This is a genomic window from Pseudomonas syringae KCTC 12500, from assembly GCF_000507185.2.
Taxonomy (GTDB): domain Bacteria; phylum Pseudomonadota; class Gammaproteobacteria; order Pseudomonadales; family Pseudomonadaceae; genus Aquipseudomonas; species Aquipseudomonas syringae.
In genome coordinates, this window is the sequence record NZ_AYTM02000002.1 from 4,259,873 (window position 1) to 4,283,782 (window position 23,910).

Genomic DNA, 23,910 nt, shown 5'->3' on the forward strand with positions numbered 1-23,910 from the left:
GAGTAGCGTGTTTTTTTTGCGGCCGTATAATGGCCGACTTTTCGCGAACCGACAGGCTGTACCACTTTGGCGAATATAGATAACCCGGCCGCCGAGATGGCGGCCGAGGGCTTTTCCCGAATCGCGCTGGGCGTTGAATACAAGGGCTCGCGCTATTGCGGCTGGCAACGTCAGGCGTCCGGCGTGCTGACCGTGCAGGAGACCCTTGAAGACGCGTTGTCAAAAGTGGCCGCGTCACCGGTTTCACTGATGTGTGCCGGTCGCACGGACGCCGGCGTGCATGCCTGCGGTCAGGTGGTGCATTTCGACACCCAGGCCGAACGCACCCTGAAGGCCTGGGTCATGGGCGCCAATATCAATCTGCCCCACGATGTCAGCGTCACTTGGGCCAGGGTCATGCCGGCCACCTTTCATGCACGCTTTAAGGCCATTGCCCGGCGTTATCGTTACGTGATCTACAACGATCAGATCCGCCCGGCCCACCTGAACCAGGAAATTACCTGGAACCACCGCCCGCTGGATGTCGAGCGCATGGCGCAGGCTGCCGAATATCTGGTGGGTACTCACGATTTCAGCGCGTTTCGCGCCGGTCAGTGTCAGGCCAAGTCGCCGGTCAAGCAGTTACACCATCTGCGCGTGACCCGCCACGGCAAGATGATCGTGATCGATGTGCGCGCCAATGCCTTTCTTCATCATATGGTGCGCAATATCGCCGGTGTGCTGATGACCATCGGTACCGGCGAGCGTCCTGTGGAGTGGGCGCGCGAGGTGCTGGAAAGCCGGATTCGGCGCACCGGCGGTGTCACGGCCCATCCTTATGGGCTTTACCTGGTCGGCGTCGAGTACCGTGATGAATTCCCGTTGCCAGAGCGTTATATCGGTCCTCATTTTCTTACGGGCTTTGCGGAATTGGACGGCTGACGATCCTGGCAGCATTTGCTAACATCCGGGACTTTCCGAAAAACCGGAGGTTACTCACGACATGTCAGCCGTTCGCAGCAAGATCTGCGGGATTACCCGCATAGAAGATGCACTGGCTGCCGCCGAGGCGGGTGCCGACGCTATTGGCCTGGTGTTCTACCCGAAAAGCCCGCGCGCGGTGACGGTATTGCAGGCGCGTGCCATTATTGCCGCGCTGCCGCCGTTCATCACCACGGTGGGCCTGTTCGTCAACGCCAGTCGCTGCGAGCTCAACGAGACGCTGGATGCGGTCGCGCTGGACATGCTGCAGTTTCATGGCGATGAAACACCTGAGGAATGCGACGGGTATCATCGTCCTTACATCAAGGCGCTGAGGGTCAAGGCCGGTGATGATATTGCCGGGGTCTGCCGGACCTATCGCAATGCACGCGGCGTGCTGCTCGATACCTACGTCGAAGGTGTGCCGGGCGGTACCGGAGAAACCTTCGATTGGGCCTTGATTCCGGACGACCTGGACAAGCCCGTCATTCTGGCGGGCGGGCTGACGTCGGCCAACGTGGCGCAGGCCATCGCTCAGGTACGGCCCTATGCCGTGGATGTCAGCGGCGGCGTTGAAAAGAGCAAGGGTATCAAGGATCGGGAGAAGATCCGGGCGTTCATGAGTGCGGTGCACGGCACCTGATGTGACGGCTATTGATCGGCCGCCGTCCATAAGCCTGTCCGCGCCAAGAGGCACGCGGGTCGAATCAAGTAAGCGGCGGGGCCACTGTGCAACGCCGTCGTTGTGAAAAATCGGGGTGAGGGGTGTGCAGGTCCGGCCGTGAGTCGATCGTTATCCTTTCATCGTCGTCCATATACGAATTTATCTGAGGGCATGCGACTGGTGTTTGATTTGTCAGTCGTTCGAGCCACACCGGTACTGGAGATATAAAGCATGAGCAACTGGTTGGTAGACAAACTGATCCCATCGATCATGCGTTCCGAGGTCAAGAAGAGCTCGGTTCCCGAAGGCCTCTGGCACAAATGCCCGTCCTGTGAGGCGGTGCTGTATCGCCCTGAGCTGGAAAAGACCCTGGACGTCTGCCCCAAGTGCAACCACCACATGCGTATCGGTGCACGTGCACGCCTGAACATTTTTCTGGACGTCGAAGGGCGCGAAGAGCTGGGTGCCGACCTTGAGCCGGTCGATCGTCTGAAATTCCGCGACGGCAAGAAGTACAAGGATCGTCTGACCGCTGCGCAGAAGCAGACCGGTGAAAAGGATGCGCTGATTTCCATGAGTGGCACTTTGCTGGGTATGCCGGTGGTGGCCTCGGCATTCGAATTCTCGTTCATGGGGGGTTCGATGGGTGCCATTGTCGGCGAGCGTTTCGTACGTGCCGCCAACTACGCGCTGGAAAATCGCTGCCCGTTCGTCTGCTTCGCCGCTTCCGGTGGTGCGCGCATGCAGGAAGCGCTGATCTCGCTGATGCAGATGGCCAAGACCTCGGCTGTTCTGGCGCGCCTTCGCGAAGAAGGGCTGCCGTTCATCTCGGTGCTGACCGACCCGGTCTACGGTGGCGTTTCCGCCAGCCTGGCCATGCTGGGCGACGTCATCGTCGCCGAGCCAAAAGCACTGATCGGTTTCGCTGGTCCGCGGGTCATCGAGCAAACCGTTCGTGAGAAGCTGCCTGAAGGCTTCCAGCGCAGCGAATTCCTGCTGGATCACGGCGCTATCGACATGATCGTCTCGCGCAGCGAACTTCGTCCGCGTCTGGGTAACCTGCTGGCACAGATGATGAACCTGCCAACCCCTCGCTTTGTCGCACCCGTTATCGAGCCAATCGTCGTCCCGCCGGCACCTGCGACGATATGACCCCTACGTCCCTGAGCGACTGGCTCGCCTACCTGGAGCAACTGCATCCGTCGGCCATCGATATGGGCCTGGACCGGTCTCGACAGGTGGCGCTGCAACTGGGGCTTACACGCCCGGCGCGCCAGGTGATCACGGTGACGGGCACCAACGGCAAGGGCTCGACCTGCGCCTTTGTCGCCGCCTTGTTGCAGGCTCAGGGCTTGAAGGTCGGTGTCTACAGCTCCCCGCATCTGCTTCGCTATAACGAGCGGGTGAAAGTGCAGGGCGTCGAGGCAACCGATCTGGAACTGTGCGATGCCTTCGCTGCGGTCGAAGCGGCGCGCGGCGATGTCACCCTGACTTATTTCGAAATGGGCACGCTGGCGGCGTTCTGGCTGTTCGAGCAGGCCCGGCTTGATGCGGTGGTGCTGGAAGTCGGTCTGGGTGGTCGTCTGGACGCGGTCAATCTCGTGGATGCGGATCTGGCGCTGGTCACCAGTATCGGGGTCGATCACGCCGAGTACCTGGGTGACACCCGTGAGTCGGTCGCTTTCGAGAAAGCCGGGATCTTTCGCGCCGGTTGTCCTGCGCTGTGCGGTGACCCGGCACCCCCTGAGCCGCTGCTGGCCAAAGCCCGCGAGCTGGACTGTCCGTTATTGTTGCGTGGCCGGGATTTCGACCTTTCCATAGGTGACGACAGCTGGGACTGGCGCGGTATCGCTCACGGCGAACAGATCGAGCTGCGCGGTCTGCCGCTGCTCGACCTGCCCATGCAGAATGCAGCGCTGGCGCTTCAGGCCTTCGCCCTGCTGGGGTATCCATTGCAACCGGATACGACAGGCAAGGTGCTTGCCGAAACCCGGCTCGCCGGTCGTCTCGATCGCAGGGTCGTCAAGTGGCACGGCAAGTCGCTCAACCTGCTTCTGGATGTAGGCCATAACCCCCACGCCGCCCGGTTTCTCGGGCAACGCCTGGCGCGGCAGCCATTTGGCGGCAAGCGTCGTGCGGTGTTTGGCCTGCTCAGCGACAAGGATCTCGACGGTGTGGTCGCGCACCTGGCGCCGGTCATTGAAGAGTGGGCCGTTGCGCCGCTTCCGACCTCGCGCAGCCGGCCGGCAGAAGAGTTGCAGGCGGCCTTGCAGAACCTTGGGGCCCGCGTGACGTCCTATCAGAGTATCGCGTTGGCGCTGGAAGCTCAGTGCGCGCATGCCACGCCCGATGACGAGATTCTGCTGTTCGGTTCATTTTACTGTGTTGCCGAGGCCCTTGAATGGTTGGCCCGGTACACCGACGAGGACGCTGCAAATGGCTTTGCTGGATAACGTATTCAAGCAGCGAATGGTTGGAGCATTGGTACTGATCGCCATGGCGGTCATTTTCCTGCCCATGCTTTTCACGCGTGAAGATGAAACACGTCAGGTGCAGGTCGAGGCCCCAGCCGCGCCTCAGGCGCCTGCAGTTGCGCAGGTGCGGGTCGATCCGGTACCTGTTCCGGAGCCTCAGGTTCTGCCTCAGGAGCCTGTGCCAGGTGATGATGACATGAGCAGCAACCAGCCGCCTGCCATGCCGATAGCGCCTGCGCCGACCGCTCAGACCGCACCTGCCGCTCCGGCCTCCAAACCTGCTGCCAAGCCGGCACCTGCTCCGGCGCCAGCGCCAGCGACAGCTGCTGCACCAGCAGCGACACCGGCGCCTGCCAAACCTGCGGCACCTGCTGGCGTCGACGCCAACGGCCTGTCGATCAGTTGGTCGGTGCAATTGGCGAGCATGTCCAATCGTGCCAATGCCGACAATCTGCAAAAGACGCTGCGCACCCAGGGCTACAACGCCTACATTCGCACCGCTGATGGCGTGAACCGGGTGTTTGTCGGCCCGCTCATCGAGCGTGCCGAGGCCGATCGCCTGCGCGATCAGCTCGACAAACAGCAAAAGCTCAAGGGTATTGTGGTGCGCTTTCAGCCCCAGGGTGGCTGACCGTTCGGCACCTCGTGCCCCTGGCACAAAGGAAAATGCCTCGCGCCGGTAATCGCTGCTTACCGGCAGGCGGGCGCTCTGCTAAAATGCGCCGCCTTATCCGTCTGCAGGCTGCAACGTGCCATTTACTCCGGTTGACTGGGCAATTCTCGGAATTGTCGCCATCTCCGCCCTGATCAGTCTGAAGCGCGGCTTCGTAAAAGAAGCACTGTCGTTGACGACGTGGATCATTGCAGGTGTTGTGGCCTGGATGTTTGGCGCAGGGCTGTCGCAGTATCTGGTCAACTACATAGAAACACCTTCGGCCCGCGTGATCGCGAGCTGTACCATTCTTTTTGTCGCCACCCTGCTGGTAGGCGCCATGGTCAATTTTCTGATAGGCGAGCTGATTCGCGTCACCGGGCTTTCCGGGACCGATCGTTTTCTCGGCATGGTCTTCGGCGCAGCGCGCGGAGGCCTGCTTGTCGTTGTGGCGGTAGGGCTGTTGAGCCTGGGGCCGGTGCAACAGGATCAATGGTGGCAGCAGTCCAGGCTGGTGCCGCAATTTCTCATGGTCGCTGACTGGTCGAAAAACCTGATTCTCGGGATGTCCAGCAAGTGGCTCGCCAGCGGCATCAGCGTACCCGCTGACATGCCGTTCAAGGAGCAGATCCTGCCGTCTACAATGCCGCAGGATGTGCTCGGTAAATCCAGTTCCACTAAGTAGGGGTTGTGTCGCATGTGTGGCATCGTCGGTATCGTCGGCAAGTCGAACGTCAATCAGGCGCTGTATGACGCGCTTACCGTCCTCCAGCACCGCGGCCAGGACGCTGCCGGTATCGTAACCAGCCACGATGGCCGGTTATTCCTGCGCAAGGACAACGGATTGGTGCGCGATGTATTTCATCAACGTCATATGCAGCGTCTGGTCGGGCATATGGGCATCGGTCACGTGCGTTACCCCACCGCGGGCAGCTCGACGTCGGCCGAGGCTCAGCCGTTCTACGTCAACTCGCCTTACGGCATCACGCTGGCGCACAACGGCAACCTCACCAACGTCGAGCAGTTGGCCAAGGAAATTTACGAATCCGACCTGCGCCATGTGAACACCAATTCCGATTCGGAAGTGCTGCTCAACGTGTTCGCCCATGAGCTGGCCGTGCGTGGCAAGTTGCAGCCGACCGAAGAGGATATCTTCGCGGCAGTGACCGACGTGCACAATCGCTGCCGTGGTGGTTACGCGGTCGTGGCCATGATCACTGGCTACGGTATCGTCGGCTTCCGTGACCCGGACGCCATTCGTCCTATCGTGTTCGGCCAGCGTCACACCGACGAAGGCGTCGAGTACATGATCGCCTCGGAAAGCGTATCGCTGGACGTGCTGGGCTTTACCCTGATTCGCGACCTGGCGCCGGGCGAAGCGGTCTACATCACTGAAGACGGCAAGCTGCATACCCGTCAGTGCGCGGCCAACCCCAAATACGCACCATGCATCTTCGAACACGTCTATCTGGCGCGCCCGGACTCGATCATCGACGGCATCTCGGTCTACAAGGCGCGCCTGCGCATGGGTGAGAAGCTGGCCGACAAGATCCTGCGCGAGCGCCCTGATCACGATATCGACGTGGTCATCCCGATTCCGGACACCAGCCGTACTGCGGCGCTGGAGCTGGCCAACCATCTGGGCGTCAAGTTCCGCGAAGGCTTCGTCAAGAACCGTTACATCGGTCGGACCTTCATCATGCCGGGCCAGGCTGCGCGCAAGAAATCCGTACGCCAGAAGCTCAACGCCATCGAGCTGGAGTTCCGCGGCAAGAACGTGATGCTGGTGGATGACTCCATCGTACGTGGCACGACCTGCAAGCAGATCATCCAGATGGCCCGCGAAGCCGGTGCCAAGAATGTCTACTTCTGTTCTGCAGCCCCGGCTGTGCGCTACCCCAACGTCTACGGCATCGACATGCCGAGTGCTCACGAACTGATTGCCCACAACCGCACCACTCAGGACGTGGCCGACCTCATCGGTGCCGACTGGCTGGTCTATCAGGATCTGAATGACCTGATCGAAGCGGTCAGCGGCAGCAAGAAAATCAAGATCGACAACTTCGATTGCTCGGTTTTCGACGGCAAGTACGTGACCGGCGATATCGACGAGCATTATTTGAACCGGATCGAGAGCGCGCGTAATGACGCCTCCAAGATCAAGACTCAGGCAGTGAGCGCGATCATCGATCTGTACAACAACTAATTGGGCAAGGAGTGGGCGGCATGACTCAGGAATGGGATGCAGGTCGGCTGGACAGCGACCTTGAAGGCGTAGGTTTCGATACCCTAGCCGTACGTGCCGGGCATCACCGCACACCGGAAGGAGAGCATGGCGAACCCATGTTCTTTACCTCCAGTTACGTATTTCGCACAGCCGCCGACGCGGCTGCGCGTTTCTCCGGTGAAGTGCCGGGCAACGTCTACTCGCGTTACACCAACCCGACGGTGCGTTCGTTCGAAGAGCGCATTGCCGCACTGGAAGGTGCCGAGCAGGCCGTCGCTACGGCGACCGGCATGGCGGCAACCCTGGCAGTGGTGATGAGCCTGTGCAGCGCCGGTGATCATGTGCTGGTGTCACGCAGCGTTTTCGGCTCGACTATCAGCCTGTTCGACAAGTATTTCAAGCGCTTTGGTGTCGAGGTGGATTACGTTCCTCTCGCCGATCTGAGCGGCTGGGACGCGGCTATCAGGCCCAACACCAAAATGCTCTTCGTCGAATCGCCGTCCAATCCCCTGGCTGAGCTGGTCGACATCGCGGCGCTGGCCGAGATCGCCCACGCCAAGGGCGCGATGCTGATCGTCGACAACTGTTTCTGTACGCCGGCCTTGCAGCAGCCGCTGTTGCTGGGCGCTGACATTGTTGTGCATTCGGCCACCAAGTTCATCGACGGCCAGGGCCGTTGCATGGGCGGCGTGGTTGCCGGGCGCAGCGAGCAGATGAAAGAAGTGGTCGGTTTCCTGCGTACTGCCGGGCCGACACTCAGCCCGTTCAACGCGTGGATATTCCTCAAGGGCCTCGAAACCCTGAACCTGCGGATGCGCGCTCACTGTGCCAATGCTCAGGCACTGGCCGAGTGGCTCGAGCAGCAGGACGGCATCGAAAAAGTCCATTACGCCGGACTGAAGAGTCACCCGCAGCACGAGTTGGCCCAGCGTCAGCAAAAGGGTTTTGGCGCTGTAGTGAGCTTCGAGGTCAAGGGTGGCAAGGACGGCGCATGGCGCTTCATCGATGCCACACGACTGATTTCGATCACTGCCAACCTGGGTGATAGCAAAACCACGATCACTCACCCGAGCACCACCTCTCACGGTCGTCTGGCACCTCAGGAGCGTGAAGCCGCAGGTATTCGCGACAGCCTGATTCGGGTTGCAGTGGGGCTGGAAGACGTGGCTGACCTGCAGGCTGACCTGGCTCGTGGTCTGGCGGCGTTGTGAGTAGCGAGGCCAGCAATCCGGCCAGCGGCAAGCCGGGCGAGGAGTGGGCGTTGAAATTTGCCAGCGTCCACAATGGTCGTGTCGCCCTGGTGACCGGTGCCGCTCGCGGTATCGGGCTCGGTATCGCAGCGTGGCTGATTGCCGAAGGCTGGCAAGTGGTGCTGACCGATCTGGACCGTGCGCGTGGCTCGAAAGTGGCCAGTGCGCTGGGTGAAAATGCCCTGTTCATTGCCATGGACGTTGCCAGTGAAGAACAAGTCGCAGCGGGCGTGGCCGAGGTGCTTCGGCAGTTCGGTCGTCTTGATGCGCTGGTGTGCAACGCCGCGGTCGCCGATCCGCACAACACTACGCTGGAAAGCCTTGAGCTGTCGCACTGGAACCGTGTGCTGGCAGTCAACCTCGGCGGTCCGATGCTGCTGGCCAAGCATTGCGCGCCTTATCTGCGTGCGCATTGCGGCAGCATCGTCAACCTGACCTCCACACGCGCCCGTCAGTCTGAGGCCGACACCGAGGCTTATGCAGCCAGCAAGGGTGGTCTGATGGCGCTGACGCATGCGCTGGCGATCAGCCTGGGGCCGGAGATTCGTGTCAACGCTGTCAGCCCTGGCTGGATCGACGCGCGCGACCCCTCGTTGCGCAGAGCCGAGCCGTTGTCCGAGACCGATCATGCCCAGCACCCGGCGGGCAGGGTAGGGACGGTGGAGGACGTTGCGGCGATGGTTGCCTGGCTGTTGTCCAGAAACGCCGGTTTCGTGACCGGGCAGGAGTTCGTGGTCGACGGTGGCATGACACGCAAGATGGTGTACGCCGAGTAGTTTGTGCGGGCGAGCTTCGATTGAGCTATTGCTTGTGCTTTTGGTGTGTGGTGAGGGTTTGTGATTGAGGCGGTTTTTAAAAAAACTTCAATCAGGCTATTGACTTAGGTTCGTTAGGTGCGTAAATTTCGCGGCCTCAACGAAGCAAAGGGTGATTAGCTCAGCTGGGAGAGCAGCTGCCTTACAAGCAGCGGGTCGGCGGTTCGATCCCGTCATCACCCACCATCGTTGAGTTTGAAAGCTGAAGTACGAGGGCTTTCAAAAGTGATTTTACAAAGCTTATACGGACGCAAGTCCACAATGCGCAGCGGTAGTTCAGTCGGTTAGAATACCGGCCTGTCACGCCGGGGGTCGCGGGTTCGAGTCCCGTCCGCTGCGCCATATTTGTACAGATCGGGTTCGCCGGGTCTGCGATTGAAAAGCCCAAGGGTCTTTCAGTCACGTGTACAGGAAGCAAACTACCGAAAGTTTGTTTCAAAGGTTTACAGCGATACGCAGCGGTAGTTCAGTCGGTTAGAATACCGGCCTGTCACGCCGGGGGTCGCGGGTTCGAGTCCCGTCCGCTGCGCCATACACCGCTTCAAGGCCCTTGAACTCCTTGAAGCAAACAAGAAAGCGGCCCTAGGGTCGCTTTTTTGTTGTCTGCGTTTTTGTGTGCTTGCGGGTAGATTGGGTTCGCTTGAGCATGGACTGTATTCAAATCCTTTTGAACTGTACGTTGATCCAGCGTCGGCCTTGTTGCAGACTTACCGCCATTTCCCAGTTCGCAGTCTTGCTGGCAGTCTTTTCCTTCCTCAGGATTTTCGATGTTTAAGCTACTGAACGTTCGTACCGCCTTCTGGATCTCCGCCGTGCTGATGGCGGCCGGCTGCTCATCGTCGCCCAAGCAGGCGGTGTATGACCATGAACACTTCGACGACGCCGGGACCTTCTCCCGAAGCTACCCTGCGACCGACATGGCCTACTGCGAGGCAGGGCGACGTGCCTTGCTGAGTCAGGGCTATATCATCACCAGCAGCGACCCGAAGATGATTGCCGGTCGCAAGAGCTTCCAGCAGACCGGCGATACGCATATCGAAATCAGCTTCAATCTGGTGTGTGCCGCCGATGCTAAAGATGGCAATTCCACCATGTTTGCCAACGCCCTGCAGGACCGTTACGCGCTGAAGAAGACCAACAACTCGGCCAGCCTCGGCGTAGGCGTGCTGGGCTCCGTGTCGATGCCGATAGGCTCGACTGACGACTCGATGGTCAAGGTCGCCAGCGAGACCGTCTCGTCAGCGAAGTTCTACGAGCGCTTTTTCGGTCTGGTGGAAAACTTCCTGCCGCCTGAAGTGAAAAAGGCTGCGCATATTGTCGAGAAGCCCAAGGCCGATCTCGGTGTGCCTGACATAGCTCCCGTAGCCCCGGCGGCTCCCGCCAAGGCTGCCGAGCCTGCGAAGCTGGCGCCTGCGTCGTCAGAAAACGCGCCTAAGGCCGAGCATGCTGCCGAACCGGTCACGCCTGCTGCAAGCGAACCTGTGCCTGCGCCGTCCGAACCTGCTTCATTCAAGGCAGAAACGGTCGAAACACCGGCCGCAGAACCTGCAGAAAGCACCGCGCCCACGCCAGTCGAGCCCGCCCCGGCGCAGTAAGGAGTGGCGCGGAGCGTCGGTAACGAAGCCTATCGTGCCCATGCTCCGGTGGGCATGCCGGTCTGGACGCTCTGCGTCCTCTTGTGACGCGGAGCGTGAGGAACGAGAGATATCCACGGCCTCAGCCCAGAAACAGTCTGTACGCCGGGTTCTCGCTTTCGTCCCAATACCGGTAACCAATCTCATCCAGCGCAGCGCCGACCAGATGCCGCTCATCCTCCGGCACCACCAGCCCGGCAACCACCCGGCCGTCGGCAGCGCCGTGGTTGCGGTAGTGGAACATCGAGATGGTCCAGCGACCGCCCAGGCGGTTGAGGAAGTTGAACAGCGCGCCCGGTCGTTCCGGGAACTCGAAGCGCAGCACCACTTCATCATTGACCCGCTCGGCATGCCCGCCAACCATGTGGCGAATGTGCAGTTTGGCCAGTTCGTTGTCGGTCAGGTCCAGCACCGGGAAGCCTTGCCCGGTCAGGCTGGCGATCAGCGCACTGCGTGGGTCGTTCTCGGGATGGGTCTGCACGCCGACGAAGATGTGCGCCTCGCGATCGGTGTGGTAGCGGTAGTTGAATTCGGTGATCTGCCGCTTGCCGATGGCCTCGCAGAATGCCTTGAAGCTGCCCGGTTGTTCGGGGATGGTCACGGCAATGATCGCCTCGCGACCTTCGCCCAGCTCTGCACGTTCGGCCACGTGGCGCAAACGGTCGAAGTTGACGTTGGCCCCTGAATCGATCGCCACCAGCGTCTGGCCGCTGACGCCGCGTTGCTCGACATACTTCTTGATCCCGGCCACGCCCAGCGCACCGGACGGCTCGGTGATCGAGCGAGTATCGTCGTAGATGTCCTTGATCGCCGCGCAGATTTCGTCGGTGCTGACGGTGATCACTTCATCGACATAATGCCGGCACACCTCAAAGGTGTGATGGCCGATCTGTGCGACCGCCACGCCATCGGCAAACAGCCCGACCTGGCTCAGCACCACGCGTTCCCCGGCGGCCATCGCCGCCTGCAGGCAGTTGGAGTCGTCCGGCTCGACGCCAATGATCTTGATCTCCGGGCGCAGGTACTTCACGTAGGCCGCGATACCGGCAATCAAACCGCCGCCCCCGACCGGGACGAAGATCGCATCCAGCTGGCCCGGTTGCTGACGAAGAATCTCCATCGCCACCGTGCCTTGCCCGGCGATGGTGTCAGGGTCGTCATATGGATGGATGTAGACGAAGCCTTGTTCGTCGACCAGCTTCAGTGAGTAAGCCAGCGCTTCCGGGAAGGAATCGCCGTGCAGCACCACTGTTGCTCCTCGGGAGCGCACACCCTCGACCTTGATCTCCGGCGTGGTGCGCGGCATGACGATGGTCGCTTTGATCCCCAACTCACGCGCCGCCAGCGCCAGGCCCTGAGCATGATTGCCCGCCGATGCCGTCACTACGCCACGTGCGGTCTGCTCTGCGGGCAATTGCGCGAGCTTGTTGTACGCGCCACGAATCTTGAACGAGAACACCGGCTGCAGATCTTCGCGCTTGAGCAGCACCTGATTGCCCAGCCGTTCGGACAGCTGGCGAGCGCCTTGCAGCGGCGTTTCGATGGCAACGTCGTAGACGCGCGAGGTGAGGATTTTGCGCGCGTAGTCGTTGAGCAGAGCGTGCGGGTCCTGGCTCATCGCATCGCCTCTTCGTACGTCGTGTCTGGATACCTGGCGAACGCGCGCGGCAGATCGATAATCAGGTCCAGAGCGGCGAGAAGGGCGATAGAGCGAGGGATGGCGATCATGTCTGACTCCTGATTCGGCAATTGTTGCCCGGGAGACAGAAGAAACCCGCCTCCAGGGCGGGTTTTTTTGCAAACGTCGGCTAACCCGCCATGACTGGAATGACGGTAATAATAATTTGGCCGAAGTTGTGCTTGATGAGGTTCATGAGCACGAGATTAGGTCGACACTGGCATGCAAGTCAATAGCGCCCGTCCGCTACAGGGGTGAAGGGATACTGAATCAGCCACGGTCTTTTTCGTCTGTTTGACAGGAATCAACATTTTTATTTCACATTGGCACTTTAATGTTGATCTTGCGGTCAGTTATTTCAGCTTTGATTATCACCCCCACTCACTCAGCCAAGAGGGCGAAGAAATGGACGAATACCAGGAAGAACTACTTGAATACCGTGCATCGGAACTGGACCCGGTAGAGTCTGCCGACGACGCTACCGAACTGTGAACGGCTTCAAGCGCTTTGACGCTGGCTGCGGCGGAACTCTCCCGGAGTCTGACCGTTCCAGCGTTTGAAGGCGCGTTGAAAGGCTTCGGCAGAAGCGAATCCCAGCAGGTAGGCGATCTCCCCGAACGCCAGTTCAGTGTCGCGAATATAAGTCATCGCCAAGTCGCGCCGCGTGTCATTGAGCACTGCGCGAAAGCAGGTGCCTTCCTCGGCCAGCTTGCGGCGTAACGTCCAGGTCGGCAGTTTGAGCCTTGCCGCCACTTCCTCCAGATCCGGTTCACTTCCGCCGTTCAATAACGGCCCCAGCAATTGAATGATGCGTTCACGCAGGCTGCGGGTGCGGGTCTGTTGCTCCAGTTCACCTTCGCACAGCTGCAACAGGTGCCGCCAGGTACTTGGGCAATGGTCCGGGTTGCGCAATGCCAGGCTGGTCTGGTCCAGACGCAGTTGGTTGGTCGCCGCGCCAAACACCACCGGGTTATCACTTAGCACGGCGTATTGCGCGGCATAGTCAGGTGCTTCGAATTCGATCTCGACGCGTTGTGCGCGCAGTTCTGTTCCTGCCAGCGTCGAAAGCTGAGCCAGCCAGCCAGCTAAAATCGAGTCCACCACAAACCTGTTGTAAGCGTTATAGGGGCTGATTGAATAGAAGCGCATCCAGGCGCCGGCCGCGTCCTCGTGGAAGCTCGACTGACCGCGATAATTGGAGCCATACAAGGGTTCGAAGCGGATCAGGGTACGTGCCGCCTCGCGCACGTTGGGTGCCTGGGCCGCGGTGATACCGGCCAGACCTGCCTGCGCGAAACGACTGAGCTGGCCCATGCGCAAACCCAGCCCTGGCTGGCCGGTCAGCTGGATGGCAGCATGCCCCAAGCGCATGTAGCGCGGGATCGACAGCCGCGCTCGCGCCTGGCTCAGGCGAATCGGGTCAAGACCGTACTGCTCCAGCAGCGCGTCAGGGTTCCTGTCGAAACTGTTGACCGCATCAGTCAGGCTCTGGATGAAACCCACCGACAGATCACCGAGGCGCAGCGTCAGGGTCGGCATCGTCAAAGCCAGAGGTTGATCAGGCGCGCACCGCCAGCGGCAGCATTTTCCTGCTGCGGCTCGGCGATCGTTTGTCCTGCGTGGCTGGCAAAACTTTGTCCGGCCACACCCTGATTCCAGAACTGCCCGCGCATGAACACACTGATCCCTGACTGCGCAGTGCTTTGCGGAGCACGTCCGGTCAACGTCAGGTGATGCCAGGCTTCGCCCTCGCTAGGCGTGTCAGTCGGTACGTCGATGTCTGAATGCCGGGGCTTGCGCCACGCTTCGGACCAGGCTGTCTTGCCGATCACAAAGGCCGGCACCGCAATCAGTTGCGCACCGCTCTGGTTCAGGCGTGCGTAATTCTCCGGGTACCAACTGTCGCTGCCAATCAGCACACCCAGACGCCCGGCCGGGGTGTCGATCACATTCAACGGCGCCTCGCTTGCCGTGCGCACATAACGCTTCTGATAGCGCTCGGGGTACAACTGACGTTGCGGCTGACCGAGTGGCAGGCCATCGCTGCCAAATGTCAGGCTGCTGTTATACAGGGCGCCGCTGCCGACTTTCAGCTGACCGCCTTCAACGCTGGGATCGGGCAGCACAATCGAGCCTGCCACCAGTGTGACGCCGAACTCTCTGGCCAGGCCGCCAAACAGTGTCTGATAGTCCCGCGCCATCGATCGTGCCTTGATCCGCAGGTGGGCATCATCCAGACGGCCCCTGCCTTCAGCATCGAGCATCGCCTTGATGAACTGCAGCGGATTGCTCCACGACAGCCAGTCCATGGCGTCATCCAGCGTGGCAGCCTGATAGAGTTGATCCTTCTCGCCACTGGCGAACAGCCAGGTGCCGATATGTTCCGGCAGTACCACCACCGTGCGTGGGTTGATCAGCCCTTTGTCACGTGCCTGTTGCAGATAAGCGGCGAGCTTGCGGTGCAGTCGCTCGATGTTCTGGTAATCAGTCGGAAACAGTTCGGGCTCGATCCCCAGCAGGTTGCCGCGTTCACCGGGCTGGCCTTCATTGATGGCCAGACGAATGCGCAGATCGGACAGGTAGTGACCCGCCGGACGTTGATCGGTCCAGATTGCGTAGCTGACGAGGCTGGCAACGCTGAGCAGAACCAGGCAGATGGCGAAGAGTTTGCGCATAAAAAGGATCGAATGACGGCCATCGGGAAATTGTCGACTAGGGTAGGGCGGCGTCGGGCGCTTGCCAAGTGCCACTGCGCGTTTGGATCAATAACTTGTCACTTTCGGTCATTGAGTGTGTGGCGGGATGCGTCTTTACTGGTGACCAATGAACCAGAGGACCCGCAGAGGTCCTTGCTATTGCGTGATTGACTCGATGGAGCTTTGCCATGACTGCTGCTCATTATCCGCACCTGCTGGCCCCGCTGGACCTGGGCTTCACGACCTTGCGCAACCGCACCCTGATGGGCTCGATGCACACCGGTCTTGAAGAGCGGCCGGGCGGTTTCGAGCGCATGGCGACCTACTTTGCCGAGCGCGCCCGTGGTGGTGTCGGGCTGATGGTCACCGGCGGCATCGCGCCCAATGAAGAGGGCGGTGTGTATGACGGCGCGGCAAAGCTCACCAACGTCGAAGAAGCGGATCGCCATCGCCTCGTGACGCGCGCGGTTCACGAGGCTGGTGGCAAGATTTGCCTGCAGATCCTCCACGCCGGTCGCTACGCCTACAGCCGCAAGCAGGTCGCGCCGAGCGCCATTCAGGCGCCGATCAACCCGTTCATGCCGCGAGAGCTGGACGAAGAAGGCATCGAAAAGCAGATCGCTGACTTTGTGAACTGTTCGGCACTGGCCCGCAGCGCCGGTTATGACGGTGTCGAAATCATGGGCTCTGAAGGCTACTTCATCAATCAGTTCCTGGCCGCGCATACCAACCACCGGACCGACCGTTGGGGCGGCAGCTATGAAAACCGCATGCGTCTGGCGGTCGAGATCGTCAGGCGCGTGCGTGAGGCAGTCGGTGCGCAGTTCATCATCATCTTTCGCCTGTCGATGCTCGACCTTGTGGAAGGCGGCAGCAGTTGGGAAGAAATCGTCGAGCTGGCCAAGGCGGTCGAACAGGCCGGTGCGACGCTGATCAACACCGGCATCGGCTGGCATGAAGCGCGCATTCCGACCATCGCCACCAAGGTGCCGCGCGCCGCGTTCAGCAAGGTCACTGCCAAACTGCGCGGCTCGGTGAGCATCCCGCTGATTACCACCAACCGGATCAACACCCCGGAAGTCGCCGAGCGCATTCTCAGCGAAGGTGATGCAGACATGGTCTCGATGGCTCGTCCGTTTCTGGCCGATCCCGAGTTCGTCAACAAGGCTGCTGCGGGCCATGCCGAACGCATCAACACCTGCATCGGCTGCAATCAGGCCTGCCTCGACCACACCTTCGGCGGCAAGCTGACCAGCTGTCTGGTCAATCCGCGTGCCTGCCACGAGACTGAGCTTAATTACCTGCCCACCCTGCAGGTCAGGAAAATTGCCGTAGTGGGTGCCGGTCCTGCCGGTCTGGCCGCGGCAACCGTTGCCGCACAGCGCGGTCATGAGGTGACGCTGTTCGAGTCGGCCAGCGAAATCGGCGGCCAGTTCAATATCGCCAAGCGCGTGCCGGGCAAGGAGGAGTTCGCCGAAACCCTGCGTTACTTCCGCAACAAAGTGCAGGAGACGGGTGTTCAGTTACGTCTTGGCAATCGGGTAAAGGCCGCAGACTTGCTGGGCGCAGGCTTTGACGAGGTGATTCTGGCGACCGGCATCGCGCCGCGCACGCCGGCCATCCCCGGCATCGATAACCCCATGGTGTTGAGCTATCTGGACGTCATATTGCAGCGCAAGCCGGTCGGGCGCCGCGTGGCAGTAATAGGCGCGGGTGGCATCGGTTTCGATGTGTCTGAATTTCTTGTGCATCAGGGCGTGGCCACCAGTCTGGATCGCGAGGCTTTCTGGAAAGAGTGGGGCATCGACACGACCTTGCAGGCTCGCGGCGGTGTCGCCGGGGTCAAGCCCGAAGTCCACGCGCCGGCACGCCAGGTGTTTCTGTTGCAGCGCAAGAGTTCCAAGGTCGGCGACGGCCTGGGCAAGACCACCGGCTGGATTCACCGCACGGGGCTCAAGAACAAACAGGTGCAAATGCTCAATGCTGTGCAGTACCTGAAAATCGACGACGCAGGGCTGCATATTCGCATTGGCGAAGATGGCGAGGAAAAGCTGCTGGCGGTGGATAACGTGGTGATCTGTGCCGGGCAGGACCCGTTACGCGAACTGTATGACGATCTGCTCAATGCCGGGCAAAGCGTGCACCTGATCGGCGGCGCGGATGTTGCCGCAGAGCTGGACGCCAAACGGGCCATCGACCAAGGCTCACGTCTGGCCGCCACCCTGTGACAGACAGCGCCTGATCAAGGGTTTCGCAACGCAGCCTGCTGACCGGCGAAGACCCGGAAACGGCTTGGCTGTAAACTGCGGCGCATGATGCTCGATGCCCTTGGCTGGCAACCCACTGCTCCCCTGGAACGCTTGAACCTGCCCTGGCTGCAAAAAGCCGGGGTCGAGGTTGCGATTCTGCGCCTGGACCTCATCGACGCGCTGATCAGCGGCAACAAATGGTTCAAACTCAGCGAGCACCTGAGCCTGGCTGTCGACGCGGGTGCCGAGGGATTGATCAGCCTCGGTGGTGCGCACTCCAATCATCTGCATGCTCTTGCCGCAGCAGGCAAGCGCTTCGGTTTCCCGACGGTCGGCCTGTTGCGCGGTCATGCGCAGCTGACGCCGACGGTGCTCGATCTGCAGGCTTTCGGCATGCAACTGCACTGGCTGGGTTACGCCGGTTATCGTGAGCGGCATGCTGCGGGCTTCTGGTCGCCCTGGCAGGCCCGCTATCCCGGTCTTTATCCGATTGCCGAAGGCGGTGGCGGGTTTGCCGGTGCGTTGGGGTGCGGTCGGCTGCGGGTAATGCTCGACGCGCAGCTCGCGCATCTGGGCTGGGACGATTACCACGGATGGTGGTTGGCGGCAGGCACCGGCACCACGCTGGCTGGCTTGCTGTTGGCAGAGGCGGGCGCCCGTCCGGTGTACGGAGCGATGGCTGTGCCCGAGGATCACGGGGTCGCGCCAAACATTATCGCGGTGCTGAATGACGCTGCGCAGGCTCAGGCCGATGTCAAGCCGTGCTTGCCCCCCGGTTGTGTTCTGCTCGATGCCAGCCGCGGCGGTTTCGCCAGAACCGACGCGGCGCTGCTCGACTTCATTGCCGGCAGTGAGGCACAGAGCGGCATACCTCTGGAACCGCTGTACACCGGCAAGGCGTTGCTGGCCCTGCATGATGAGGTGCTGGCCGGTCGTTTCGCGCCCGGCACGCGCCTGGTCTTCGTTCACACCGGAGGCCTCCAGGGACGACGCGCCATGTGCCTGTAAGCCACGTGGCAGAGCCTTTGGCATGAATCCTGCGCAGTTCGATGACAAGACGTCGGCCCTGACTACGTGGATGACACTTCTGGAGAGGGGCATCCGGGTCGCTGTCTCGATAATCGATCCATTCCAGATCAAGACGCCGAGGCCCGCCATGACAACTACTACCGTAGAGCAAGTCGATCCTGCCACGCTGAAAAAAGTCATCGTTGCTGCGGCCATCGGCAACTTCGTCGAGTGGTTCGATTTTGCCGTGTATGGCTTTCTGGCGACGACGATCGCATTGCAGTTTTTCCCCACCGGCGACAGCAGTGCAGCGTTGTTGAAAACCTTTGCCGTGTTCGCCGTGGCCTTCGCATTCAGACCGCTGGGCGGGATTTTCTTCGGCATGCTGGGTGACCGGATCGGGCGCAAGAAAACCCTGGCGATGACCATCCTGCTGATGGCCGGTGCAACCACACTGATCGGCCTGTTACCGACCTATGCCGCGATCGGTGTGATGGCGCCGGTGCTGCTGACCATCATTCGCTGTGCGCAGGGTTTCTCCGCCGGCGGGGAGTATGCCGGTGCCTGCGCCTACCTCATGGAACACGCACCACGCACGCAACGTGCCTGGTATGGCAGCTTCGTTCCGGTTTCGACGTTCTCCGCGTTCGCTGCCGCTGCAGTGGTGGCCTATGCGCTGGAGTCGTTTTTGTCGACTGAGGCCATGGGTAACTGGGGCTGGCGTCTGCCGTTTCTGATTGCTGCACCGCTTGGGTTGGTCGGGCTGTATCTGCGCTGGAAGCTCGATGAGACCCCGGCGTTTCAGGCGGTGGCTCAAGAGCACGCTGTTGCTCACTCGCCACTCAAGGACACCTTGCGCCATCATGCCGCCGCGATGTGCTGTCTGGGTGCATTCGTGTCATTAACGGCGTTGTCGTTCTACATGTTCACCACCTATTTCGCGACCTACCTGCAAGTGGCCGGTGGACTGAGCAGGGCAACGGCGCTGCTGGTCTCGTTGATCGCTCTGGCCTTCGCCGCCGCCCTCTGCCCACTGGCCGGTGCCTATTCGGACCGGGTAGGGCGCCGCGCCACCATGGCAACGGCCTGCATCCTGTTAATGGTCGTGGTGTTTCCGTCATTCCTGATGGCCAGCTCCGGCTCTTTCATCGCCTCGATTATCGGCGTCATGCTGCTCGCCGTGGGCGCAGTGCTATGCGGCGTGGTAACAGCGGCACTGCTGTCCGAAACCTTCCCCACCCGTACCCGCTACACCGCCTCGGCGATCACCTACAACATGGCCTACACCCTGTTCGGCGGCACCGCGCCGCTGATGGCGACCTGGCTGATCAGCATGACCGGCAGCAACCTGTCGCCCGCGTTCTACCTCATCGCCGTGGCAGCACTGGCAATGGCCGGCGGCATGGCCCTGCCGGAAACCTCGAAAATCTCGCTGCATGATGTACCTGTTGCAAGCGAGGAGCCGGTGGTGGGGTCAATTGCCTGAAGACTAGGGCCACAACATCGCTCACATCGCAGAACGCTGTGTGACGCGGAGCGTCACGAACTGCATTACCACGCGGAACGCTCATCTTTATACTTAAGTGCTGAAGAACCGGGAGGACGGCGCTTTCAGGCTCCTGCCCGCAGAGCATGGGAGCAGACCGGGCGACGCTTTGCTTGTTCGCGAAGGCGTCGGTTCAGACGATGTATTTCCGGTGACTGTACCGGCGCTTTCGCGAACAAGTTCGCTCCCACGGCCTTCGGCCAGAATCAAAAACAGATGTGTGTGTAACGCTGAGCGCGGAGCATCGGCACGATAGTCAGAAACAGGAAAGAACCATGCCCGGCAGAGCACTTTCCGACCCGTCAGCAAAAACGCAACAAAACGTGGCACAGTCGCCCCGAAAAATGGCACATTGGCGCGCCCCGGTACGCGTGACACATCTTGTAATCATCCGTACCGGGCGACCCGCGAACCTTTTTACGGATAAATACCATGGCGACCAGTGCTCCGCCCGCGACGGCGAAGGCCTCGACCACCCCTCAAGCCAGCCCGCTGGTGATGCGCATCATCGGCGCCGTTGCCCTCGCGCACCTGGTCAATGACCTGATTCAAGCCATCCTCCCGTCGATCTACCCCATGCTCAAGGCCAGCTACGACCTGAGCTTCACCCAGATCGGCCTGATTACCCTGACATTTCAGATCACAGCCTCGCTGCTGCAGCCCTGGGTCGGTTATTACACTGATCGCCATCCCAACCCGCTGGTACTGCCCGTCGGATCGATCTGCACGCTGATCGGCATCGTGATGATGTCGATGGTCGGCAGCTTCCCCTTGATCCTGCTGGCCGCCGCGTTGATCGGCATCGGCTCTTCGACGTTCCACCCGGAAGCCTCGCGTATCGCGCGACTGGCCTCCGGTGGTCGCTACGGGCTCGCGCAATCGACCTTTCAGGTCGGTGGCAACACAGGCACGGCGTTCGGGCCGTTGCTGGCGGCGGCGATCATCATCCCGTTCGGCCAGGGCAATGTCGCCTGGATTGGCCTGTTTGCATTGTTCTCGCTGGGGCTGCTGTACGCAATCAGCCGCTGGTATCGCGCGCACCTCAACCTGTTCAAGCTCAAGGCCGGTCAGGCCGCCACACATGGTCTGTCCAGAAAGCGCGTGATCGCCTCGTTGGCAGTGCTGGCGTTTCTGGTGTTTTCCAAGTTCTTCTACATGACCAGCCTGACCAGCTATTTCACCTTCTACCTGATCGAGAAATTTGACCTGTCGGTTGCCAGCTCGCAGTTGCACCTGTTCCTGTTTCTGGGCGCCGTGGCGGCGGGGACCTTTTTCGGCGGGCCGATCGGTGATCGCATTGGCCGCAAGGCAGTGATCTGGTTCTCGATTCTTGGTGCTGCGCCGTTCACCCTGGCGCTGCCCTATGCCGATCTGTTCTGGACCAGCGTACTCAGTGTGATCATCGGCTTTGTCCTGGCCTCGGCGTTTTCCGCCATCGTGGTCTACGCCCAGGAGCTGGTGCCTGGCAACGTGGGCATGATCGCCGGGCTGTTTTTCGGCCTGATGTTCGGCTTCGGCGGCATTGGCGCTGCCTTGCTCGGCTATCTGGCTGACAGCCACGGCATCCTGTTCGTCTACACGCTGTGCTCTTACCTGCCGCTGCTCGGCATCCTCGCGATTCTTCTGCCTCGGACCCAATAATGCTGATAGCAACGCTGATTTTCCTGTTCACCATCACGCTGGTCATCTGGCAACCCAAGGGTCTGGGCGTAGGCTGGAGCGCCGTACTTGGGGCGATCCTGGCGCTGCTGACAGGCGTCGTGCACGTCAGTGACATCGCTGTGGTGTGGGGCATCATCTGGAATGCCACGGCAACGTTCATTTCGCTGATCATCATCACGCTGCTGCTCGATGAAGCCGGTTTCTTTGCCTGGGCAGCGCTGCATGTGGCGCGCTGGGGCAAGGGCAACGGACGCCGTCTGTTTGCCCTGTTCGTGCTGTTCGGCGCGCTGGTATCCGCCTTGTTCGCCAACGATGGTGCCGTGCTGATCCTCACCCCGATCGTCATTGCCATGATGCTGGCGTTGCGCTTCTCGCCTGCCTCGACACTGGCGTTCGTCATGGCGGCCGGTTTCATCGCCGATACGGCCAGCCTGCCGCTGGTGGTCTCGAATCTGGTGAACATCGTGTCGGCGGATTACTTCAAGATCGGTTTCAACCGTTACGCAGCGGTCATGGTGCCGGTGAATCTGGCCAGTGTCGCCGCCACCCTGGCCGTGCTGATGTGGTACTTCCGTCGGGATATTCCCGCCGAGTTCGAGCCCGAGCAGCTGGACAAGCCGGAAACGGTTATCCATGACCGGGCCACGTTTCTGGCCGGTTGGGCGGTACTGCTGATTCTGCTGGTGGGCTGTTTCGCCCTTGAGCCGCTGGGTATCCCGATCAGTGCGATCTCGTCGGTGTGCGCAGTGTTGCTGCTGGGCATCGCTGCCAAAGGGCATACGATCAAGACGCGCAAGGTGATGAAAGAAGCGCCGTGGCACATCGTGGTCTTTTCGCTGGGCATGTACCTGGTGGTGTATGGCCTGCGTAACGCCGGGCTGACCGATTACCTGGCCAATCTGCTGGACTGGTTCGCGGGCTATGGCATCTGGGGCGCGGCGATGGGCACCGGCCTGATGACGGCGTTCCTGTCTTCGATCATGAACAACATGCCCACGGTACTCATCGGGCTGCTGTCCATCGACGCAAGTCATGCCAGCGGCGCCATCCAGGAAGCGATGATCTACGCCAACGTGATCGGCAGCGACCTCGGCCCGAAAATCACTCCAATCGGCAGCCTGGCCACGCTGCTTTGGCTGCACGTGCTGCAGCGCAAGGGCATCACTATCAGTTGGGGCTACTACTTCAAGGTCGGTATCGTGCTGACCGTGCCTGTACTGCTGGTCACACTGGCTGCGCTGGCATTGCGGTTGAGTTGAGCGGATGACTGGTGTCGGCCCAGGCTGTGTAAAAACTACTGCGCTTGGCAATACTGCGTTAAAAACAGGCGAAAAATGCTCATTTAGAACACCTAAACTCCGCTTTTTCGCCTGTTTTTGCCTTGTCTTGCCTTCGCTCGTGACGTTTTTACACACCCTGGGCCAGGTTCGGCCACATGTCCGACACCAGAAACAGCCGCTCGGATTCCTCCCAGTGGCCTTCGGCATTCTCCCTGAGGCGCACTAATAGCTGCGCCGGGGCCAGCGGGTCGAGTTCACTCAGCCATTCGTGCAACTGCTGATCGCTCCAGGCCTGGTTGTAGAGTGCCGGCGCCAGCCAGGCATGGCGCGGCAGGGGCTGCCAGCGTCCCGGGTGGCTTTGCGCCTGAAACGACTTCCAGTCACGCTGATGCAGCCAGCGACCCTTAAGGTGCTGCGGATGAACGCCGGCGGGCGATTGGCATGAGCCTGGCCACGGATACAGCAGGTAGCCGCCCAGCCACAACCGCGCACTGAACGCCTCGACCCCCAGCGCTGCCAGCGTCGCACGGCTTTCCGGACGTGCCGACATCGGCAACTGATGCTGGCTCAGATGAGTCAGCTTGCGGTCCAGCCGATCCTGGCAGCCCGGCCCCAGCCAGTGCGCCGGATCGCGGCCATCGCCGTCCTGCGGCCCCAGGTAGAGCTTGATCGCCAGTTCGACGTGGTGCACGCCGTCACCATCACGGAGCAGCATATCCAGCTCGCCCAGGGTCTGGTTGCCAAGCCTGATCGGCAGGTTGGCGGCGATTATTTCCACCCCTGGGGCATGCTGCACGGCGAATTGCCAGAGCCGTTCGTAATAGCGGCCCAGTCTTCGTGTGCTGGCCTGCGCGAGCCAGTCTTCGAGCGGGCGGCTGTCGCGGTCAAGTTGCTGGAGAAAATCCGTCAGTTGCTGCGGGGCTTTTACCCAGTCGCTGCCCGCCAGTGGATGGCGCTGCGGCCAAGGCGCGATTTCAAGCATGGGGGGCGCGAGGATCACCCAGGCAAGGTCGCGCACTTCGGAATGCCGCAATTGGTGGGGGAGATCGATCAGGCCGGGGAATAGAGTCATGCGCCGAGGATAGCGTGAGTCGCCGCCGACAGACAGCATGTTT

At 60.9% G+C, this 23,910-nt stretch carries 19 protein-coding genes and 3 tRNA genes; 18 read left to right on the top strand and 4 right to left on the bottom strand.

What is annotated here, in order from left to right:
* Positions 1 to 96 precede the first annotated feature (96 nt).
* The 13 genes from truA to V476_RS19505 all read left to right on the top strand — a co-directional run bounded on the left by truA (position 97) and on the right by V476_RS19505 (position 10,637).
* A complete protein-coding gene (gene truA, locus V476_RS19445; protein ID WP_003390841.1) occupies positions 97 to 921 on the top strand; it encodes a tRNA pseudouridine(38-40) synthase TruA in 825 nt (274 codons plus the stop codon).
* Between the two features lie 61 nt (positions 922 to 982).
* Positions 983 to 1,603: a phosphoribosylanthranilate isomerase gene (locus tag V476_RS19450; protein ID WP_003318492.1), complete on the top strand. Its 621-nt coding sequence runs from the start codon at positions 983 to 985 to the stop codon at positions 1,601 to 1,603.
* Between the two features lie 252 nt (positions 1,604 to 1,855).
* Positions 1,856 to 2,776 carry an acetyl-CoA carboxylase, carboxyltransferase subunit beta gene (gene accD, locus V476_RS19455; RefSeq protein ID WP_003318491.1) on the top strand — a complete coding sequence of 307 codons (921 nt, stop codon included), beginning with the start codon at positions 1,856 to 1,858 and terminating at the stop codon, positions 2,774 to 2,776.
* A complete protein-coding gene (gene folC, locus V476_RS19460) occupies positions 2,773 to 4,077 on the top strand; it encodes a bifunctional tetrahydrofolate synthase/dihydrofolate synthase (RefSeq protein WP_024959134.1) in 1,305 nt (434 codons plus the stop codon). The genes accD and folC overlap by 4 nt, the downstream gene beginning before the upstream one ends.
* On the top strand, positions 4,061 to 4,729 hold the full coding sequence (locus V476_RS19465) for an SPOR domain-containing protein (RefSeq protein ID WP_024959135.1): 669 nt from the start codon (positions 4,061 to 4,063) through the stop codon (positions 4,727 to 4,729). Before folC ends, V476_RS19465 begins: the two co-directional genes overlap by 17 nt.
* A 118-nt stretch (positions 4,730 to 4,847) precedes the next feature.
* Positions 4,848 to 5,435, top strand: coding sequence for a CvpA family protein (locus V476_RS19470; RefSeq protein ID WP_003318487.1), 588 nt, complete (start codon positions 4,848 to 4,850; stop codon positions 5,433 to 5,435).
* 12 nt (positions 5,436 to 5,447) lie between these two features.
* Positions 5,448 to 6,956, top strand: a complete 1,509-nt coding sequence (gene purF, locus V476_RS19475; protein WP_003347797.1) for an amidophosphoribosyltransferase — start codon at positions 5,448 to 5,450, stop codon at positions 6,954 to 6,956.
* A gap of 20 nt (positions 6,957 to 6,976) precedes the next feature.
* The gene (locus V476_RS19480) at positions 6,977 to 8,188 is read left to right on the top strand and encodes an O-succinylhomoserine sulfhydrylase (protein ID WP_024959136.1); all 1,212 of its coding nucleotides are present in this window, start codon (positions 6,977 to 6,979) and stop codon (positions 8,186 to 8,188) included.
* Between the two features lie 50 nt (positions 8,189 to 8,238).
* Positions 8,239 to 9,003: an SDR family oxidoreductase gene (locus tag V476_RS19485; protein WP_161420634.1), complete on the top strand. Its 765-nt coding sequence runs from the start codon at positions 8,239 to 8,241 to the stop codon at positions 9,001 to 9,003.
* Between the two features lie 149 nt (positions 9,004 to 9,152).
* A tRNA-Val gene (locus V476_RS19490) sits at positions 9,153 to 9,228 on the top strand.
* Between the two features lie 79 nt (positions 9,229 to 9,307).
* A tRNA-Asp gene (locus V476_RS19495) sits at positions 9,308 to 9,384 on the top strand.
* A gap of 113 nt (positions 9,385 to 9,497) precedes the next feature.
* Positions 9,498 to 9,574, top strand: a tRNA-Asp gene (locus V476_RS19500).
* Positions 9,575 to 9,809: 235 nt separating this feature from the next.
* On the top strand, positions 9,810 to 10,637 hold the full coding sequence (locus V476_RS19505; RefSeq protein WP_024959137.1) for a DUF2242 domain-containing protein: 828 nt from the start codon (positions 9,810 to 9,812) through the stop codon (positions 10,635 to 10,637).
* 121 nt (positions 10,638 to 10,758) lie between these two features.
* On the opposite strand, the gene ilvA is transcribed toward V476_RS19505, so the two are convergent.
* The 3 genes from ilvA to V476_RS19520 all read right to left on the bottom strand — a co-directional run bounded on the left by ilvA (position 10,759) and on the right by V476_RS19520 (position 15,029).
* On the bottom strand, positions 10,759 to 12,294 hold the full coding sequence (gene ilvA, locus V476_RS19510) for a threonine ammonia-lyase, biosynthetic (RefSeq protein WP_080278406.1): 1,536 nt from the start codon (positions 12,292 to 12,294) through the stop codon (positions 10,759 to 10,761).
* A gap of 558 nt (positions 12,295 to 12,852) precedes the next feature.
* On the bottom strand, positions 12,853 to 13,893 hold the full coding sequence (locus tag V476_RS19515) for an AraC family transcriptional regulator (protein ID WP_017279755.1): 1,041 nt from the start codon (positions 13,891 to 13,893) through the stop codon (positions 12,853 to 12,855).
* 2 nt (positions 13,894 to 13,895) lie between these two features.
* Complete coding sequence (locus tag V476_RS19520) at positions 13,896 to 15,029, bottom strand: carbon-nitrogen hydrolase family protein (protein ID WP_024959139.1); 1,134 nt, start codon at positions 15,027 to 15,029, stop codon at positions 13,896 to 13,898.
* A gap of 209 nt (positions 15,030 to 15,238) precedes the next feature.
* Between V476_RS19520 and V476_RS19525 the strand changes: the two genes are divergently transcribed.
* The 5 genes from V476_RS19525 to V476_RS19545 all read left to right on the top strand — a co-directional run bounded on the left by V476_RS19525 (position 15,239) and on the right by V476_RS19545 (position 22,774).
* Positions 15,239 to 17,278 carry an NADPH-dependent 2,4-dienoyl-CoA reductase gene (locus tag V476_RS19525; protein WP_024959140.1) on the top strand — a complete coding sequence of 680 codons (2,040 nt, stop codon included), beginning with the start codon at positions 15,239 to 15,241 and terminating at the stop codon, positions 17,276 to 17,278.
* 84 nt (positions 17,279 to 17,362) lie between these two features.
* Positions 17,363 to 18,307: a 1-aminocyclopropane-1-carboxylate deaminase/D-cysteine desulfhydrase gene (locus V476_RS19530; protein WP_024959141.1), complete on the top strand. Its 945-nt coding sequence runs from the start codon at positions 17,363 to 17,365 to the stop codon at positions 18,305 to 18,307.
* A 148-nt stretch (positions 18,308 to 18,455) separates the two neighbouring features.
* A complete protein-coding gene (locus V476_RS19535; RefSeq protein WP_024647948.1) occupies positions 18,456 to 19,793 on the top strand; it encodes an MFS transporter in 1,338 nt (445 codons plus the stop codon).
* A gap of 492 nt (positions 19,794 to 20,285) precedes the next feature.
* Entirely contained in the window at positions 20,286 to 21,494 is a 1,209-nt protein-coding gene (locus tag V476_RS19540; RefSeq protein WP_024959142.1) for an MFS transporter, read from the top strand.
* A complete protein-coding gene (locus V476_RS19545; RefSeq protein WP_003390806.1) occupies positions 21,494 to 22,774 on the top strand; it encodes an arsenic transporter in 1,281 nt (426 codons plus the stop codon). Before V476_RS19540 ends, V476_RS19545 begins: the two co-directional genes overlap by 1 nt.
* A 148-nt stretch (positions 22,775 to 22,922) precedes the next feature.
* Here V476_RS19545 and V476_RS19550 read toward each other — a convergent pair whose 3' ends face one another.
* Positions 22,923 to 23,867: a DUF1853 family protein gene (locus tag V476_RS19550; RefSeq protein WP_024959143.1), complete on the bottom strand. Its 945-nt coding sequence runs from the start codon at positions 23,865 to 23,867 to the stop codon at positions 22,923 to 22,925.
* Between the last annotated feature and the right edge of the window lie 43 nt (positions 23,868 to 23,910).

Coding starts and splice junctions, on each gene's coding strand:
- truA (WP_003390841.1), top strand. CDS start 97: ATGGCGGCCGAGGGCTTTTCCCGAATCGCGCTGGGCGTTGAATACAAG.
- V476_RS19450 (WP_003318492.1), top strand. CDS start 983: ATGTCAGCCGTTCGCAGCAAGATCTGCGGGATTACCCGCATAGAAGAT.
- accD (WP_003318491.1), top strand. CDS start 1,856: ATGAGCAACTGGTTGGTAGACAAACTGATCCCATCGATCATGCGTTCC.
- folC (WP_024959134.1), top strand. CDS start 2,773: ATGACCCCTACGTCCCTGAGCGACTGGCTCGCCTACCTGGAGCAACTG.
- V476_RS19465 (WP_024959135.1), top strand. CDS start 4,061: ATGGCTTTGCTGGATAACGTATTCAAGCAGCGAATGGTTGGAGCATTG.
- purF (WP_003347797.1), top strand. CDS start 5,448: ATGTGTGGCATCGTCGGTATCGTCGGCAAGTCGAACGTCAATCAGGCG.
- V476_RS19480 (WP_024959136.1), top strand. CDS start 6,977: ATGACTCAGGAATGGGATGCAGGTCGGCTGGACAGCGACCTTGAAGGC.
- V476_RS19505 (WP_024959137.1), top strand. CDS start 9,810: ATGTTTAAGCTACTGAACGTTCGTACCGCCTTCTGGATCTCCGCCGTG.
- ilvA (WP_080278406.1), bottom strand. CDS start 12,294: ATGAGCCAGGACCCGCACGCTCTGCTCAACGACTACGCGCGCAAAATC.
- V476_RS19515 (WP_017279755.1), bottom strand. CDS start 13,893: ATGCCGACCCTGACGCTGCGCCTCGGTGATCTGTCGGTGGGTTTCATC.
- V476_RS19520 (WP_024959139.1), bottom strand. CDS start 15,029: ATGCGCAAACTCTTCGCCATCTGCCTGGTTCTGCTCAGCGTTGCCAGC.
- V476_RS19525 (WP_024959140.1), top strand. CDS start 15,239: ATGACTGCTGCTCATTATCCGCACCTGCTGGCCCCGCTGGACCTGGGC.
- V476_RS19530 (WP_024959141.1), top strand. CDS start 17,363: ATGATGCTCGATGCCCTTGGCTGGCAACCCACTGCTCCCCTGGAACGC.
- V476_RS19535 (WP_024647948.1), top strand. CDS start 18,456: ATGACAACTACTACCGTAGAGCAAGTCGATCCTGCCACGCTGAAAAAA.
- V476_RS19540 (WP_024959142.1), top strand. CDS start 20,286: ATGGCGACCAGTGCTCCGCCCGCGACGGCGAAGGCCTCGACCACCCCT.
- V476_RS19545 (WP_003390806.1), top strand. CDS start 21,494: ATGCTGATAGCAACGCTGATTTTCCTGTTCACCATCACGCTGGTCATC.
- V476_RS19550 (WP_024959143.1), bottom strand. CDS start 23,867: ATGACTCTATTCCCCGGCCTGATCGATCTCCCCCACCAATTGCGGCAT.